Consider the following 15,970-nt stretch of genomic DNA (forward strand, 5'->3'; position numbering starts at 1 on the left):
CCGGCGTGGTTTTTTCAATAATGTGATTCTTTCAATAATAGAGATAGAAATCCGTGACTAATTGCTGAAATTCCCGTGTATATATACCATCTGGCTGACGAATGACCAATTCACTGATTAAGCCCGTTTCTTCCTTACGGGAAAATGCCAATAACACCCGGTGTAATGGCTTACCTTGCCTGTCGCGGATATTGACTCGATGATGAGAAAACCACCCCATCTGACATGCCATTGTTTCAAATACTTCACCAACAACATACGGCAATACCACACAAAACAGACCATCAGGTGTCATCAACTTCTCTACATATTGTAATAACCGCTGATGAGTTAGAGTGCTGGTATAACGAGCCTGTTCCCTTGCCTCATTCCGGCAAGCAACAGCCGGTTCAAAATAGGGTGGATTACTGACAATCAAGTCATAACATTTTGAATACCGATCAGCGAAATCACCAATATCCTGCTGATAAACATTTATTTTTCTCTGCCACGGAGATTGCTCTATATTCTCTTGAGCCTGTAATGCAGCATCGGTATCCAGTTCTACTGCGTCAATTTTGGTATTCTCATCTGTACGCTGTGCCAACATCAAAGTAATTAACCCGCTGCCGCAACCGATATCCAAAATTGCTTTTTTGCCACTAACCGGAGCCCACGCGCCCAATAGAACACCATCGGTCCCTACTTTCATTGCACATCGGTCATGGCCGACAAAAAATTGCTTAAAAGTGAATCCTCCCCGGCGACAAGGTTGTTTCTGTTTCAAATTAATAACCTGCATCTGTGTCAGCACAAAAAAATTTTGTCATAGAATAAGGGTTATTATGTTCCGATAAAAGCTATCTGCCTTAATGACAGCTTTAATAGATGAACAATACGCCCAACCTGTTTATAATCGGCGGCCTAAACAGAGGTATATAATGACTGCAACAAACTTTTCTGAGCTCGATCTTGATGAACGCCTGCTTGATGCTCTAAATGATAAAGGTTACTCCCGCCCAACAGCAATTCAGGCTGCTGCTATTCCGGCAGCAATGGATGGACGTGATGTTCTGGGTTCCGCACCTACTGGAACAGGTAAAACCGCAGCTTACCTGCTGCCAATTCTGCAACACTTACTCGATTTTCCACGCAAAAAATCTGGTCCGCCACGTATTTTGATCCTGACACCAACCCGTGAACTGGCAATGCAAGTGGCAGACCAGGCAAAAGAACTGGCGGCACATACCAATCTGGATGTTGCTACGATTACCGGCGGTGTGGCCTATATGAACCACGCAGAAGTTTTCAGCGAGAATCAGGATATCGTCGTCTCCACCACCGGCCGTCTGCTGCAATATATCAAAGAAGAAAACTTTGATTGCCGGGCAGTTGAAACACTCATCCTTGATGAAGCAGATCGTATGCTAGATATGGGATTTGCCAATGATATTGAAACCATCGCGGGTGAAACCCGTTGGCGCAAACAGACCATGCTGTTCTCTGCGACTCTGGAAGGAGAAGCCATCCGTGATTTTGCAGAGCGTCTGTTGGAAGATCCGGTTGAAATTGATGCAGAGCCGTCACGCCGTGAACGCAAAAAAATTCAGCAATTCTACTACCGTGCAGACAGTCAGGAACACAAAACAGCCCTGCTTTGCCATTTACTGAAACAACCGGATGTCACTAAATCCATTATTTTTGTTCGCAAACGTGAACGTGTACATGAGCTTGTAGACGGACTGCGTCAAGCCGGTATCAAAGCCTGGTTCCTCGAAGGGGAAATGGTACAGGCTAAAAGAACGGAAGCTGTTAAGCGTTTGAATGATGGCAGTATCAATGTTCTGGTTGCCACTGATGTTGCTTCCCGCGGATTAGATATTGATGATATCAGTCATGTTTTCAACTTCGATTTACCACGCACCGCCGATGTTTACCTGCATCGTATCGGCCGGACGGCTCGTGCTGGTCGCAAAGGTACCGCAATTACCTTAGTGGAAGCACATGATCATGTTTTATTGGGTAAAATCAGCCGCTATCTGAACGAACCACTGAAGTCGCGGATTGTTGATGAACTTCGCCCAACAACCAAATCACCAAGTGAGAAAACCAGCAATAAGCCATCGAAAAAAGTATTGGCTAAACGCAAAGAAAAAAAGAAAGCGGAAGAATCGAAGAAAAAAGAAAAAATTCGTCATCGGGATAGCAAAAATATTGGTAAACGCCGTAAACCTTCTGGTAATCCAAAACCTGAAGTTCCAACCGTTAGTGATAAGTAAATCTTTAAACGGGCCAGTTGGATCAGCCCGTTTATATTTTATTTCAAATAATATCGGCTGATTTGTTGAGCTTTCAGCCAATTATTAACTTTATCATATTCAGCCTGCATCTCATGGCTGCGTACTTTTAACGGTGTAAGACTGAAATAGATCTGGAACGTTGACTGTTGCTTATTCTGTAATGTGGGATCAGCACCTGATTTCAACAATATTAACGCCAGTTCCGGCGAATTAATTTTAGCCGCAATATGTAACGGAGTATCCCCAACCCGATTAGCCAAGTTGGGGTTAGCTCCTGCCATCAGCAGTAATTCAGCCTGAATTTTTCTCCTTACCTGAACCGCAGCATGTAAAGGTGTTGCTAAAGTGACAGGATGAGTAATATTTACATCAGGCATGAATGATAATAAAGATTTGAGATAATCAGGATTGCTGATTTTTGCGGCCGTATGTAAAGCACTTTCTTGTTGTAAACCCAGTTGAGCAGGATCAGCCCCCTCTTTCAGCAAAGTATTAATATCATTCATTCGCTGATTGAATATAGCCCATTGCAACGGATTTATATTTTCTTCATCCTGCTGAAAATTCGGTTCAGATTCAAACTCAACGACTTCACAAATTTTCATAATATCCCTTTACAATCATACAGAAATGCTCAGATTGGGTTCGTTAAACATCACCAAAGACTCTTCTTGCTGTTCATTATTTAAAGATATCCAAGGTTTATATATCGTTAATAATTCCAACACCTTCTTAAGAGAATGTGCATTGAATCCACGCATCAGAGAGGGAAACCATTTATTCGATTCTTCCAAATCACCATTATATTTCAGTAAAATTTTATGCCCTATCGGCTGGGATACTGGCAGTTTTTGTTGTAATGAATCAAGCAAGTCATATTCCACAACATAATGCCGTATCAACCCATTCTCAGCTATATTTCTGCCCCCTTGTGGTGAAAGCCCCAGATTTTTCATCATACTGTCGGAAACACCGGCTGAATTAAATATCACCGCAGGCTTGCCAACTGATAATGCAGCTGTTGCGGCTAATCCTCCCCCCAAAGAATGCCCAGTAAATAACATATTTTCCCCAAACGCTATTCTGGCAGTACGAGCTAAATCAACAGCCTGATGGTATTGCGCTTCATCAAACCCAAAACCTTGCCGTAAGTTAGTCAATATATCTTTCAAATCATTAGTACCCGCAAAAGCAACGATATGGAGATCACCATTACGATAAATACCTGCCTGAAAACCCGTTGTTTCATTTCTCAAATTTGCCGGTTCTATTCCTGCATTTAATAACTCGCCATCAGAAAGACGGACATAATCACCAATTCCCATAGTGGTTTTTATATAGATATCATCAGAGATCAACGCTAACATATAATCAATTTCATGAGATTGCTTACCATTAATCTGTTCAGCTTTAATTCCTGTCATTGATTTTAAATTGATGTTAATACTCTGTTCATTAACTAATGATTGATAAATTCTATTGTTCTTTTTAGTCGTTTCTGAGAGGGAAGAGACTTCAGTGGCCGCTTTCTTAATATTCTCGGTTGGAACAGAAGGTGATGTAACAAGTTGAAGATTATTTAAAATAGGAAAATCTGAACCTATTGATAGATTGATACCAATTGATAAACTCATAAAATTCCCTAACGATAGTTGAAAATAATTAGCTATTTAATTGGTGCAATTAATCTATCGGCAGGGGACAACATAAAGCTAAATAAATGTTTAAAAATTGTTAACAAAAATAATAAATTGTGATTTATATCTCTGATATCAGAGTAATTTCTACCTAGTATTTATCAGCAGCTTGTATACCAACACAAATGAGGATACCTATTGATTCAGCTCAGTTAATTTCATATAGTTACTATAAATATATTGCAACCTTATGGTTTAAATAAATATTTATAGCCAACTACAGAGAAATTATTTTGATAAATTTTCAAAAACACTTTACAACATTGAAATATTTATCAAAAATTCCGTTTTAGTGTTCATTAAAGGTTTCCCTCTGATTTTGGAATCGGTAAGCTAACGTCCATCTGGTAATTATATAAAAAGGATTTGCTATGTCCGCATCTCTTACATGGCACGACGTGATCGGTAACGAGAAAAAACAACCTTACTTTCTCGACACACTGACTTATGTCGCAAAAGAACGTCAGGCAGGTAAGACCATTTATCCGCCGCAACAGGATGTATTTAATGCATTCCGCTACACCGAATTAGCTGATATTAAGGTTGTGATACTTGGGCAAGACCCTTACCACGGCCCTAATCAGGCACATGGCCTCTCTTTCTCAGTTCAGCCTGGTATTCCTGCGCCACCTTCACTGGTCAATATGTACAAAGAGCTGGTATCCGATATACCCGGTTTCCAAAGCCCAAATCATGGCTGCCTCATCAGTTGGGCCAAACAAGGGGTTCTCCTGCTCAATACCGTATTAACCGTAGAACGTGGTAACGCTCACTCTCACGCAAATCTGGGCTGGGAAACGTTCACTGATAAAGTCATTGCCGCGATTAACGAGAACCGTTCAGGCGTAATTTTTCTTCTTTGGGGGTCTCACGCCCAGAAAAAAGGCAACTTTATTGATACCAATAAACACCATGTTCTCAAAGCGCCTCACCCTTCTCCACTATCTGCCCACAGAGGATTCTTTGGTTGTAAACACTTTTCAAAAGCCAATGAATTGCTGGAAAAACAAGGAATGGCACCAATTAACTGGACACCTGAGTTGCCACAGTAAAAAAATGCCGCCCCGGTTGGAGCGGCATTGATTATCTACACTGCTAAAATTACTTTGATACAGCTACCATTGCCGGGCGCAATAAGCGCCCATTTAAGGTATACCCTTTCTGCATGACCATCATGACATGATTCGGCTCATGCTGATCGGATTCCATCATGGTCATGGCCTGATGCACTTCAGGATTAAAAGGAACATCTGTGTCGCCAACAACTTCAATACCAAATTTACTCACAGCCCCGAGGAAAGATTTTAACGTTAGTTCAATACCTTCAAGCATGGGTGCTATTTCGGTATTGGTACGATCCGCTGCCTCCAGAGCACGCTCAAGATTATCAATCACCGGCAACAGTTCATTCGCAAATCTCTCTAACGCGAATTTATGGGCTTTTTCCACATCTTGCTCAGTACGACGACGGATATTTTCAACTTCAGCTTTAGCACGCAAAATGGCGTCACGTTCACGCTGTTGTGCCTGTCTGAGCTGTTCTTCCAGCTCTGCGACTCGTGGCTCAACAACGCTTTCAGTCTCTGATGCTTCTGCTTTATCCGCACTGTTTTGCTGTTCAGATACAACTTCCATATCTTCCGAGACTTGCTCGTCAGGCATTTTTTGTTCTTTACTACTCATGAATATCTCCGCGTATTTGGCATTAATCTCGCTACTTAGCTTATTATGGGGATCTAAACTGGGGATTCAAGGGAACCCGTCATATTGTGAGGACAAAACCTCTTGCTGAAGGAAATTACAACGATGAATAAAAAATTCAAATGCATTGGTATTGTTGGTCATCCTCGTCACCCAGAAGCACTCGCCACTCATGAGATGCTTTATCATTGGTTAAAGTCCAAAGGTTACTGCGTCATTGTTGATCGCCAGGTAGCCAAAGATATTGGTTTAAAAGACGCACAGACCGGCGGCCTGACTGAAATTGGTAAACAAGCTGATTTAGCCGTCGTTGTTGGTGGCGACGGCAATATGCTGGGGGCTGCCCGAGTTCTTTCCCGTTATGACATTAAAGTCATTGGAATTAACAGAGGTAATCTGGGTTTTCTGACGGACTTAGATCCTGATAATGCTCTGCAACAACTTTCTGAAGTACTGGATGGCGAATACCGGAATGAACAACGTTTCTTGCTGGAAGCACTGGTCAGAAGAAACGGCCAGAAACCTCGTATCAGTACCGCAATCAACGAAGTCGTTCTCCATCCAGGGAAAGTGGCTCACATGATTGAATTCGAAGTTTATATTGATGAACGTTTTGCTTTTTCCCAACGCTCTGACGGATTGATTATCGCAACCCCAACGGGTTCGACTGCTTACTCACTTTCCGCCGGGGGACCGATTTTGACACCTAACCTAGATGCTATCGTCCTGGTGCCGATGTTCCCGCATACATTATCTGCCCGCCCATTGGTCATCAGTAGCGAAAGCAGCATCAGACTGAAATTTTCCCAAAACAGCAGCGATTATGAAGTCAGTTGCGATAGCCAGATAGTTCTGCCTATACAGGATGGAGAGGATGTAATTATTAGCCGCAGCAAACAGAAGCTCAATCTCATTCACCCTAAAGATTATAATTACTTCAATATATTAAGCACAAAACTAAGCTGGTCTAAAAAAATGTTCTAAAAAAACAGGCCTCACTACTTTACTGTATAAAAAACCAGTTTATACTGTATGAAAATACAGAGGTGTTTTTATACACAGGAAAGGCATGATGCTCACCCAGTTAACTATTAGCAACTTTGCCATTGTTCGTGAGCTTGAAATTGATTTCCGGTCAGGTATGACAGCTATTACAGGTGAAACCGGTGCCGGTAAATCCATTGCAATTGATGCATTAGGTTTATGTCTGGGTAATCGAGGTGAAACCAACATGGTGCGTAACAGTGCTTCTCGTGCTGATATTTGCGCCCATTTTTCTCTTTCTGATGCTCCTTCTGCCCGCCAATGGTTGGAAGAACGTCAACTTGATGACAGTAATGAATGCTTGCTGCGTCGTACCATAACTTTAGATGGACGCTCAAGGGGCTTTATCAATGGAACGGCTGTACCACTTTCCCAATTACGTGAACTGGGCGCTCACCTTATTCAGATTCACGGTCAACATGCCCACCAATTACTCTTGGAGAGTGGTCACCAAAAACGTCTGCTTGATACTTACGCTAATCAGTTCAATCTGCAAAATGAGATGAAACAGGTCTATCAGAAATGGCACCAAAGCTGTCAGGATCTGGCTCAATTCCAGCAACAAGCTCTTGAGCGCCAATCTCGTCAACAGTTGCTGGAATATCACCTGAAGGAGCTAAATGAATTAGCCCCGCAGCCAGGTGAATATCAAGAACAAGATAATGAATACAAACGACTGGCAAACCGTGGTCAGCTATTATCGGTCAGTCAGAATGCCCTCCTGCTACTGAGTGATAATGATGAGCAAAATATTATCAGTCTGCTAAATCACGCTAAATACGAACTGGCAGAACTCATCACAATGGATAATAAATTCGGTAACCTGCTGACTATGCTGGAAGAAGCATCCATCCAAATTAATGAAGTCAGCGATGAACTCCGCCACTATGGTGATCAACTGGATATGGATCCAAATCGTCTGTTTGAACTGGAGCAGAAAATTTCGCAGCAAATCAGAGTAGCCCGTAAACACCATGTTGTACCGGAAGAACTTCCCTCACTATATCAACAACTACGGGAAGAACAGCAACTGCTGGCACAACAAGAAGATGACTGTGCTCATCTCAGTGAACAGGTTAACAGACACCATAAACAAGCATTAGAAGTAGCAGAAAGGCTGCATCTGGTTCGCCAGCAATACGCTAAAGAGTTAAGTGAGCTAATCACCAACAGTATGCATCAGCTTTCCATGCCTCATGGTCGCTTGACCGTTGATATCTCTTTTGCGCCTGAATACTTAAATGCTGATGGCGCAGATAAAGTTGAATTTAATGTCACAACTAACCCTGGTCAGCCACACCAATCACTGGCAAAAGTTGCCTCAGGTGGTGAACTTTCTCGTATTGCACTGGCAATTCAGGTTATAACGGCCAAGAAAATGGAAACTTCAGCCCTGATATTCGATGAAGTGGATGTGGGTATCAGTGGCCTGACAGCCGCAATTGTCGGTCGTCTGTTACGTGAATTAGGCGAATCTACACAGGTCATGTGTGTCACTCACCTGCCTCAGGTAGCTGGTTGCGGTCACCAGCATTTTTATGTTAGTAAACAGACTGATGGTGAAGAAACTGAAACTCAGATGCAATTACTGGACAAGAAAGCCAGATTACAAGAGCTGGCGCGGCTTCTTGCAGGTAGTGAAGTCACAAAAAATACCCTGGCGAACGCAAAAGAGCTGCTGGCAGCATAATATGACACAACTTTTACGGATATTTGGGGTCATAGCTAAAACTTGTAGAGGTTTTCAATCTCGTCAAGGTCTATTATTATCAACATCCTGACTCCTAAAGGAATGTAATTACCATGCGCTGTAAAATGTTGACTGTCGCTGCTGTATCATTCGTTATGCTGACTGCGGGTTGCTCTACCCTGGAACGGGTTGTTTATCGCCCTGACATTAGTCAGGGGAACTATCTGACATCTGCTAATGTATCAAAAATCCACAAAGGGATGACCCAGCAACAGGTAGCCTATACATTAGGAACACCCATGTTACAAGATCCGTTTGGTACTCAAACATGGTTTTATGTGTTTCGTCAGCAACCTGGGCATGAAAAAGTGACTCAGCAAACCCTAACACTGACGTTTGACAGTAAAGGCGTACTGACTGACATTAAAAACGAAAACTCACTTACTGAGAATCTTCAATAATCAAAGAGATATAGACAGCGAGTCATAAAATACAGATGACTGGCTGTCTATTGACAAATTATTGAGCATTATTTCTAGCCCGTTCAGCACGCTTACGACGCATTTCTTTTGGATCGGCTAACAATGGACGATAAATTTCCACCCTATCACCCTCTTCCAAAATATCTGTCAGCTTGGCGGGACGGCTATAAATGCCAACTTTATTTTTTTGCAGATCAATATCATTACGCAAAGTCAACAGACCTGATGCAACAATTGCCTGTTCTACAGTCGCCCTTTGGGGCAATTTCACAGTACGCAGATATTGGCGGTCAGGCAATGCATAAATAACTTCGACATTGATATCAGGCACTATAAACCTCACGTGCACGCAGAGTAAAAGCCTGTATCATACTTCCGGCCAACTCCTTAAAAATCTTGCCGAAAGCTAATTCAATCAGCTTATTAGTAAATTCAAAATCAAGGTGAAGCTCAACTTTACAGGCATCTTCACTCAGAGGTATGAACTGCCAGCCTCCCATCAACTTACGAAAAGGCCCATCCACCAGTTGCATATTAATGCTTTGGTTATCAGCCAGGATATTCCGGGTAACAAAAGTCTTGCTTATACCTGCTTTAGAAACATCGACTGACGCCGTCATTTCATGACGGCTGATGCTCAACACACGGCTGCCGACACATCCTGGTAGAAAATCCGGATAAGAACTCACATCATTGACCAATTTGTACATTTGTTCCACGCTGTACGGTACTAACGCAGAGCGACTAATCTGTGGCATATCATTTCCTGTAAGGCTCAATTGTGGCAAATAATATCACCTATACGCGATTAAAGAAAAACCTGTCAGCGTATAATGCAATAAATACTCATTAATCAGCAAATATGCTGCGGGAAAAGATTTCTTTCATCAAAGCATTCAGTATAATGCATACACTATGACAAAGAAAAAAGCACACAAACCCGGTTCGGCAACCATTGCCATGAATAGACGAGCCCGTCACGAATACTTCATTGAAGAAGAATTTGAGGCTGGCCTCTCGTTACAAGGATGGGAAGTCAAATCACTGCGCGCTGGTAAAGCAAATATCAGCGACAGTTACGTTTTACTCAAAGATGGCGACGCTTATCTTTTTGGTGCCACCATCACTCCGTTAAATGTAGCTTCTTCCCATGTCGTCTGTGATCCTATGCGTTCACGCAAACTCTTACTTAATCAGCGCGAACTTGACTCATTATATGGTCGAGTCAATCGTGAAGGTTATACCGTTGTTGCCTTATCCCTCTATTGGAAAAACGCCTGGTGCAAAGTCAAGATTGGCGTAGCAAAAGGTAAAAAGGCACACGATAAACGTTCAGATATCAAAGAACGTGAATGGAAATTAGACAAAGCACGTATTATGAAAAATGCTGGGCGATAATCTCTGGCATTATAGTTTAATATTCTGATATACTTGTTTTTAACATACTTGGGGCTGATTCTGGATTCGACGGGATTCGCGAAACCCAAGGTGCATGCCGAGGGGCGGTTGGCCTCGTAAAAAGCCGCAAAAAAATAGTCGCAAACGACGAACAATACGCAATAGCAGCTTAATAACCTGCATATCGCCCTCTCTCCCTAGCCTCCGCTCTTAGGACGGGGATCAAGAGAGGTCAAACCCAAAAGAGATCGCGTGGATGCCTTGCCTGGGGTTGAAGCGTTAAATCTAATCAGGCTAGTTTGTTAGTGGCGTGTCTGTCCGCAGCTGGCAAGCGAATGTAAAGATTAGACTAAGCATGTAGTACCGAGGATGTAGGAATTTCGGACGCGGGTTCAACTCCCGCCAGCTCCACCAATTTAGACATCGGTTATTACCAGATAAGGCCGATGAAGTACGAAAAGCCCGCATGGCGTAAGCTCTGCGGGCTTTTTTGTGCCCTCAATTTGTCCCGCGAAGTCTGAAGCCAACTAATTAAATCCGAACCTTTTAGGCACCTCATAAAGCATTATTGTTTTTGATGTGCCTAAAACTATTGAAACCCGGCAATGGCAAGACAAACAAAACCTCTTTCCGTTAAGGAAATCGAATCCGCCAAACCCAAGGAAGCGGACTACGTTCTCTATGATGGTGATGGCCTAGAGCTACTAATCAAATCCAGCGGCAGTAAAATCTGGCAGTTTCGCTGTCACCAAGAAGCGTGCGAAAAAGAGCATTGGGGCTTACCCGTCAGTTACCCTTGCTGATGCGCGAAGCTACCGGGCAGAGGCTCGCACTCTCTTGGCGAAACAAGTCGATCCTCAGGAACATCAGCAAGAACAACTACGCAGCACACTTGAAGCCAAAACCAATACCTTCCAACTCGTGGCTGAACGTTGGTGGAATGTGAAGAAAACCAGTGTGACAGAGGACTATGCGGAAGATATCTGGCGATCTCTTGAGAGAGACGTTTTTCCTGCGATTGGTGATATTAGCGTCACGGATATCAAAGCCCATACGCTGGTTCAGACAGTTCAACCTGTTCAAGCCAGAGGGGCACTGGAAACCGTTCGTCGCCTTTGCCAGCGCATTAATGAGGTTATGATTTATGCTCAAAATACAGGTCTAATTGATGCAGTCCCCAGCGTCAATATTGGCAAGGCATTCGAGAAGCCTCAGAAAAAGAACATGCCAAGCATCCGTCCAGACCAGCTACCGCAACTCATGCAGACTATGCGTACCGCCAACATTATCCTACCAACACGATGCCTGTTTATGTGGCAGCTTCTCACTATCACACGCCCAGCAGAAGCAGCCCAAGCCCGCTGGGATGAGATAGATTTGGAAACACGGGAGTGGAAAATCCCAGCAGCACGGATGAAAATGAATCGGGATCATACAATTCCATTATCAGATGAAGCAATCGCTATTCTGGAGATGATGAAACCGCTAAGTGTAAATCGAGATTTTGTTTTTCCCAGTCGAATCAAACCAACTCAATCAATGAACAGTCAGACGGTGAATACAGCGCTAAAACGCGCCGGGTTAGGTGGCATACTCGTGTCTCATGGCTTGCGATCTATTGCTAGTACGGCCCTTAATGAGCAAGGCTTTCCGCCTGATGTCATTGAGGCAGCACTTGCCCATGTGGATAAGAATGAGGTTCGTCGTGCCTACAACCGCAGCGATTACCTTGAACAGCGTCGCCCGATGATGCAGTGGTGGGCTAGCTTTGTTAATTCAGCGGATAAGGGAGACACTCTTATGGCAAGCTCTAGTGTTTTGAGACTTGTTGGATAAAAATACGTGATTATTTCTACAAAAATAGCGTTAAGCGCACGCTATTTTTTTTGCTAAACGCAACTCGCACAGTTGCGTCGTAGGCCTCCCTAACCTCAGTATCTTCGCGCCCCCAGTGTACTATAGTTGTGATAAGCTCATCTTCATTAAGATCCAATCCCTCATTTTGGACTTTCATTTTTTGCACAAAGCTCATTAACTCCAACTCGATAGCCCGTGCAGCTACAGTTCTATTTTTCCATCCGCCGTCTAATGGAACATTTTTGTAGAATAACCTTATCGCCTCCTGCTTTACTGGAATATAGTGCTCAGCTTTTGCCTTTCCACCTTTGATAGCTGATTGCCGCCTACTCGCGCTTACCATTTTTTCATTATCAATCAATTGATTAAAATTCACACTTCCACGGCATTCGTTCAATATACGGTTAGCATGTAAAAAGGACTCAATTGCCATTTTTTGATTGATCTCCCACATTTCTCTTCCCCAGAACTGATATACATCAGCAGCGAACAAATCATCTTTGAAAAACTGTTTCAATCCTAGTGCAGAGCGCATCAGAGGTATGACGTTCCATTTTAGCTCTAGCTGCTTCCAGCATGCATCATGGTCGGTGTACCGAGATCTAAACTGTAAGATCTCATTTTTTACTTCATCACTATCCTCCTCAAGAAATGATAGTCCCTCAATTAAGGCGTTCTTAAAAGGCCACTCCGAAGACATAAGAAGTCTATGCAGGTCCTTGCTCTGAACTTCAAACTCTCTGCAAAACAGTTTTAACATACAATTACAACCCTATATTTTTCAATAAATTACAACATAACAGTATTGTAAAGAAAAACTTTTTGGCAAGTTGATTTTTTCTGTGGCAGAGAAAAGTTATCTTCATCTCGTCCCAAAACACACAACCTAAGAGAAACATTGATGAATACAACCAATGCAAGAATGTTACGGATTGCAACTGTAATGAAAAAAATCGGAGTGGCTCGCTCTACCATCTACGATTGGATTAACCCAAAATCCCCACGGTATGATGCGACATTTCCAAAACGACGTCGTCTTGGTAAACAATCTATTGGCTGGCTTGAGTCAGAGATTGACGAGTGGATTTTGCTCCGAACACCTATTTCTTCCTGAACATATTTTGTCAGGGTTACCCTCAGTAAAACTGTAATTGACATTAAGATAAGATGAATTTACGCCATCCCCAAAAATTGATACTCGACATTGTTGATTTCTAAAATAACTGAATGGATTTGTTTTGCAATTTTCAAAAAGAGAAGTGATAGGCTGCCTCACATAGTTCATTAAAGCATTAAACCTTACATTTAAAGCCATTCTATTGCTAAAAATGGAATAGCATATTAAAAAACTAGAAAAGGAAATAATCGTGCCAATACGAGTTACATTTTCAACAAACTACATTTCTACTATTGATTATTACAGAAGAGTAAGTGAAGGATCGGGCCAATCTCTATCATCTATTATTTCAGAAGAATTATATAGAGCTTCATTGTCACATGCTAAAAAGCAGATACCATTGCTATCTAAAAATCCTAGCCAAAAAAAACAGACATGGAAATTTACCTTGAAATGTGGACAAACCATATTTTAATATCAAGAAAAATCTTAGACGCAATCAATGTTAAACATATCACGACAGGGAGTAAAATGAGCAAGATTGAAAAGAACAGAATTAAGGATATGCTTGGTAATTTAATTGATGACAGTGAAATAAAAAACGCCATATACATTTACAATAAAAGGGTTCTTAGCGACGCAAGGAGATTATTATCAGGCATTGGAACTATCTTGCCATTGAGAAGCATAATGCATGGGGATATTTTTTTTAATATTAGAAAAGCAGTATTGCTTCCAACTATTGAATTAATGACCTACAGAATTGATAGCGTCTTAGAAAAGCATAGTATAGATTTTTCGTTCCCGTATATTTGCTGGATTCCTATTTACTACATCGGCGGACAGGCTGTAATGATTCCTGTCATTCGGAAGTGTGACGTCTCGCTTTCAACCAGAAAGGATAAGGAGATCATTATAATTAATCCTTTTGATGAGACAACTAAGGATAAAAAGGAATAATGTAATTGAACATGGCACTGGCTTTTTCTTTAAATCATCTCATAAACCTGAGCACAGTATTATATCTGAGTATACATTCGAAGCAACGTTATGCTGTAAACAATGGCACTTTAAAGTACCTAAAGGTAGCTTTAATTAATAACTGATACCGGAGTTAAGCAGAATGTCTGGATTTTTTTACCATCTATACCGGAATGTGGGTGAAGTTGAGGATCAGAATCTTAAGTCGGAGATTGAAGAAGTTCGCAAAGCTTTATCGATAAGTTCGGAGCGGACACTGATTGACAGTCAACGGTCACCCAACAAAAGGGAGTTATTGAAATACCTGATTAATAGAAATATGAGCAGAGGCGACGATCTGGTTGTATTAGACTTAAACAGTCTGGGGAGTAACGCAGAGGAGATCCAGGAAAACATAATACGTTGCGCTAAGAAGGCCATACGCATTCACTGTTACTTCCCTCAAAATAAGCTAACCCCGACTTCTGATGGATATGTTTTTACTTTATTACTTCCAAAAATACAAAACGAATGCAGGAAGGTGGACTTAGCTGCATTGAAGAAAAGAAATATCACTAAACCATTAGGGAGAAGAGAAGGAAGCAAATATCGTGAAAGCGTCGAACTTGCTAAACGTAGAGGGCTGACACAATCAAAAACAGCAAAAGAATTGGAGATTAGCATAGCGACAGTAAAACGCAATTGGAATAACGGAATTATCGGTTAATATTTCATATCCAGATACAGCCTGTAATCACTATTATCCCTAACGCTGTATAAGTCACCTAGAATCATAATAACTTCAGAGTAATTTCATTCATTATCAGGAGATTAAATAAAACTCTAAAGCAAGGTATATCGCACCTTCCGCTCGCATTATTAAGGCACGGCATTCACCTCAGGAACTCGGTATATGTAATATACCTATATCAGTTCAGTTAGGGGTATATCTCAGTAAAACTACTGAATGCAGACATATCCTGTCATATGGGTAGTGTAATGGCTACCCATTACCTGGTAATAATAAAAAAATACAGCTAAAGGTATATTATGAAATCACCTTATGAGTTAACCAAGAAAGAATTTGAACTACTGGTTAAGACAGCAGAGCATAAATACAATTCACCTATAGAGCGTTATATTCTCCGTAAATCTCTTGCTGTGGTATATAACACCCTTGAACACCATAATCGTATATTTTCTTGCCGTGCAGACCTAAGGTTTGCTGAGGATCACGTATCTGACGATCCTGACTCACCTGTTTGTTTTCAGCGGGTAGATCCGCAGTCAATAACTCGCTGTATCGAGTCGCTGAAAAGCCAGTTACGGGAGGATCACCGACGTTCAGGCAGACAGGGAAAACCTGCGTTACCCGCTTATGTCTGGGCCAGAGAGCGTGATACAAGCGAACACCCCCACTATCACTTGATGCTGCTGTTCAACCGGAACGTTTACGGATATCTGGGAGATTATACCAATCGCAATGCAGATAATATGGCAACGAGGATACAGAAAGCCTGGTGTAGCGCTGTGGGTCTTGATTATCCAGACGACGCGACCTTAGTGCATTTCCCAAAGAATCAGTCGTTTAAGTTTGACAGGTGCGATGCTCTAACTCGCTCCCCTGTTTATGAGGACTTCCTGTTGCGTCTGGCTTATCTGGCTAAAGAAAATACAAAAGATGTCCACGACGGCTACCGTAACTTTAGCACAAGCCTGTTAAAGTAGGCTACGATGACGACGGT

The 15,970-nt window shown here is 42.0% G+C and carries 17 protein-coding genes, 1 other RNA gene and 1 pseudogene; 12 read left to right on the forward strand and 7 right to left on the reverse strand.

Annotation, left to right across the window (positions count from 1 at the left end):
- Positions 1-31: 31 nt before the first annotated feature.
- Positions 32-781: a tRNA1(Val) (adenine(37)-N6)-methyltransferase gene (locus ACGF7G_RS17810; RefSeq protein WP_387467240.1), complete on the reverse strand. Its 750-nt coding sequence runs from the start codon at positions 779-781 to the stop codon at positions 32-34.
- 139 nt (positions 782-920) lie between these two features.
- On the opposite strand from ACGF7G_RS17810, the gene srmB reads away from it, so the two are divergent.
- Positions 921-2,258 carry an ATP-dependent RNA helicase SrmB gene (gene srmB / locus ACGF7G_RS17815; protein ID WP_133815351.1) on the forward strand — a complete coding sequence of 446 codons (1,338 nt, stop codon included), beginning with the start codon at positions 921-923 and terminating at the stop codon, positions 2,256-2,258.
- Between the two features lie 38 nt (positions 2,259-2,296).
- On the opposite strand, the gene ACGF7G_RS17820 is transcribed toward srmB, so the two are convergent.
- The gene (locus tag ACGF7G_RS17820) at positions 2,297-2,884 is read right to left on the reverse strand and encodes an ankyrin repeat domain-containing protein (RefSeq protein WP_387467241.1); all 588 of its coding nucleotides are present in this window, start codon (positions 2,882-2,884) and stop codon (positions 2,297-2,299) included.
- Between the two features lie 15 nt (positions 2,885-2,899).
- A complete protein-coding gene (locus tag ACGF7G_RS17825) occupies positions 2,900-3,913 on the reverse strand; it encodes a phospholipase (RefSeq protein ID WP_387467242.1) in 1,014 nt (337 codons plus the stop codon).
- A gap of 434 nt (positions 3,914-4,347) precedes the next feature.
- Between ACGF7G_RS17825 and ung the strand changes: the two genes are divergently transcribed.
- The gene (gene ung / locus ACGF7G_RS17830; RefSeq protein ID WP_133815354.1) at positions 4,348-5,028 is read left to right on the forward strand and encodes a uracil-DNA glycosylase; all 681 of its coding nucleotides are present in this window, start codon (positions 4,348-4,350) and stop codon (positions 5,026-5,028) included.
- 49 nt (positions 5,029-5,077) lie between these two features.
- Here the strand turns inward: ung and grpE are convergent, their stop codons facing one another.
- Positions 5,078-5,659 (reverse strand): nucleotide exchange factor GrpE, encoded by a 582-nt coding sequence (gene grpE, locus ACGF7G_RS17835; RefSeq protein ID WP_387467244.1) that lies wholly within the window; start codon positions 5,657-5,659, stop codon positions 5,078-5,080.
- Between the two features lie 123 nt (positions 5,660-5,782).
- On the opposite strand from grpE, the gene nadK reads away from it, so the two are divergent.
- From nadK to bamE, 3 genes are all read left to right on the forward strand, one after another.
- Entirely contained in the window at positions 5,783-6,661 is an 879-nt protein-coding gene (gene nadK / locus ACGF7G_RS17840) for an NAD(+) kinase (protein WP_387467246.1), read from the forward strand.
- Between the two features lie 88 nt (positions 6,662-6,749).
- The gene (gene recN / locus ACGF7G_RS17845; RefSeq protein ID WP_387467284.1) at positions 6,750-8,411 is read left to right on the forward strand and encodes a DNA repair protein RecN; all 1,662 of its coding nucleotides are present in this window, start codon (positions 6,750-6,752) and stop codon (positions 8,409-8,411) included.
- Positions 8,412-8,524: 113 nt separating this feature from the next.
- Entirely contained in the window at positions 8,525-8,872 is a 348-nt protein-coding gene (gene bamE / locus ACGF7G_RS17850) for an outer membrane protein assembly factor BamE (RefSeq protein WP_387467248.1), read from the forward strand.
- A 58-nt stretch (positions 8,873-8,930) separates the two neighbouring features.
- Here bamE and ACGF7G_RS17855 read toward each other — a convergent pair whose 3' ends face one another.
- Both ACGF7G_RS17855 and ACGF7G_RS17860 read right to left on the reverse strand, forming a co-directional pair.
- Positions 8,931-9,224 carry an RnfH family protein gene (locus ACGF7G_RS17855; RefSeq protein WP_387467250.1) on the reverse strand — a complete coding sequence of 98 codons (294 nt, stop codon included), beginning with the start codon at positions 9,222-9,224 and terminating at the stop codon, positions 8,931-8,933.
- The gene (locus ACGF7G_RS17860; protein WP_036843021.1) at positions 9,217-9,651 is read right to left on the reverse strand and encodes a type II toxin-antitoxin system RatA family toxin; all 435 of its coding nucleotides are present in this window, start codon (positions 9,649-9,651) and stop codon (positions 9,217-9,219) included. The genes ACGF7G_RS17855 and ACGF7G_RS17860 overlap by 8 nt, the downstream gene beginning before the upstream one ends.
- A gap of 157 nt (positions 9,652-9,808) precedes the next feature.
- On the opposite strand from ACGF7G_RS17860, the gene smpB reads away from it, so the two are divergent.
- The 3 genes and pseudogenes from smpB to ACGF7G_RS17875 all read left to right on the forward strand — a co-directional run bounded on the left by smpB (position 9,809) and on the right by ACGF7G_RS17875 (position 12,127).
- On the forward strand, positions 9,809-10,291 hold the full coding sequence (gene smpB / locus ACGF7G_RS17865) for an SsrA-binding protein SmpB (RefSeq protein ID WP_015833415.1): 483 nt from the start codon (positions 9,809-9,811) through the stop codon (positions 10,289-10,291).
- Between the two features lie 50 nt (positions 10,292-10,341).
- Positions 10,342-10,705, forward strand: a transfer-messenger RNA (tmRNA) gene (gene ssrA, locus ACGF7G_RS17870).
- Between the two features lie 191 nt (positions 10,706-10,896).
- Positions 10,897-12,127 (forward strand): annotated as a pseudogene (locus tag ACGF7G_RS17875) (integrase domain-containing protein).
- 16 nt (positions 12,128-12,143) lie between these two features.
- Here ACGF7G_RS17875 and ACGF7G_RS17880 read toward each other — a convergent pair.
- A complete protein-coding gene (locus tag ACGF7G_RS17880) occupies positions 12,144-12,908 on the reverse strand; it encodes a hypothetical protein (RefSeq protein ID WP_387467252.1) in 765 nt (254 codons plus the stop codon).
- A gap of 141 nt (positions 12,909-13,049) precedes the next feature.
- On the opposite strand from ACGF7G_RS17880, the gene ACGF7G_RS17885 reads away from it, so the two are divergent.
- The 4 genes from ACGF7G_RS17885 (at position 13,050) to ACGF7G_RS17900 (ending at position 15,953) form a co-directional block, all read left to right on the forward strand.
- Positions 13,050-13,262: a helix-turn-helix transcriptional regulator gene (locus tag ACGF7G_RS17885; RefSeq protein WP_387467254.1), complete on the forward strand. Its 213-nt coding sequence runs from the start codon at positions 13,050-13,052 to the stop codon at positions 13,260-13,262.
- Positions 13,263-13,796: 534 nt separating this feature from the next.
- Complete coding sequence (locus tag ACGF7G_RS17890) at positions 13,797-14,225, forward strand: hypothetical protein (protein WP_387467256.1); 429 nt, start codon at positions 13,797-13,799, stop codon at positions 14,223-14,225.
- Between the two features lie 163 nt (positions 14,226-14,388).
- Complete coding sequence (locus tag ACGF7G_RS17895; RefSeq protein WP_387467258.1) at positions 14,389-14,952, forward strand: ECF-type sigma factor; 564 nt, start codon at positions 14,389-14,391, stop codon at positions 14,950-14,952.
- A 323-nt stretch (positions 14,953-15,275) separates the two neighbouring features.
- Positions 15,276-15,953, forward strand: coding sequence for an inovirus Gp2 family protein (locus tag ACGF7G_RS17900; protein ID WP_387467260.1), 678 nt, complete (start codon positions 15,276-15,278; stop codon positions 15,951-15,953).
- The last annotated feature ends 17 nt before the right edge of the window (positions 15,954-15,970 follow it).

This window comes from Photorhabdus sp. RM323S (genome assembly GCF_042879375.1).
Classification (GTDB): domain Bacteria; phylum Pseudomonadota; class Gammaproteobacteria; order Enterobacterales; family Enterobacteriaceae; genus Photorhabdus; species Photorhabdus tasmaniensis.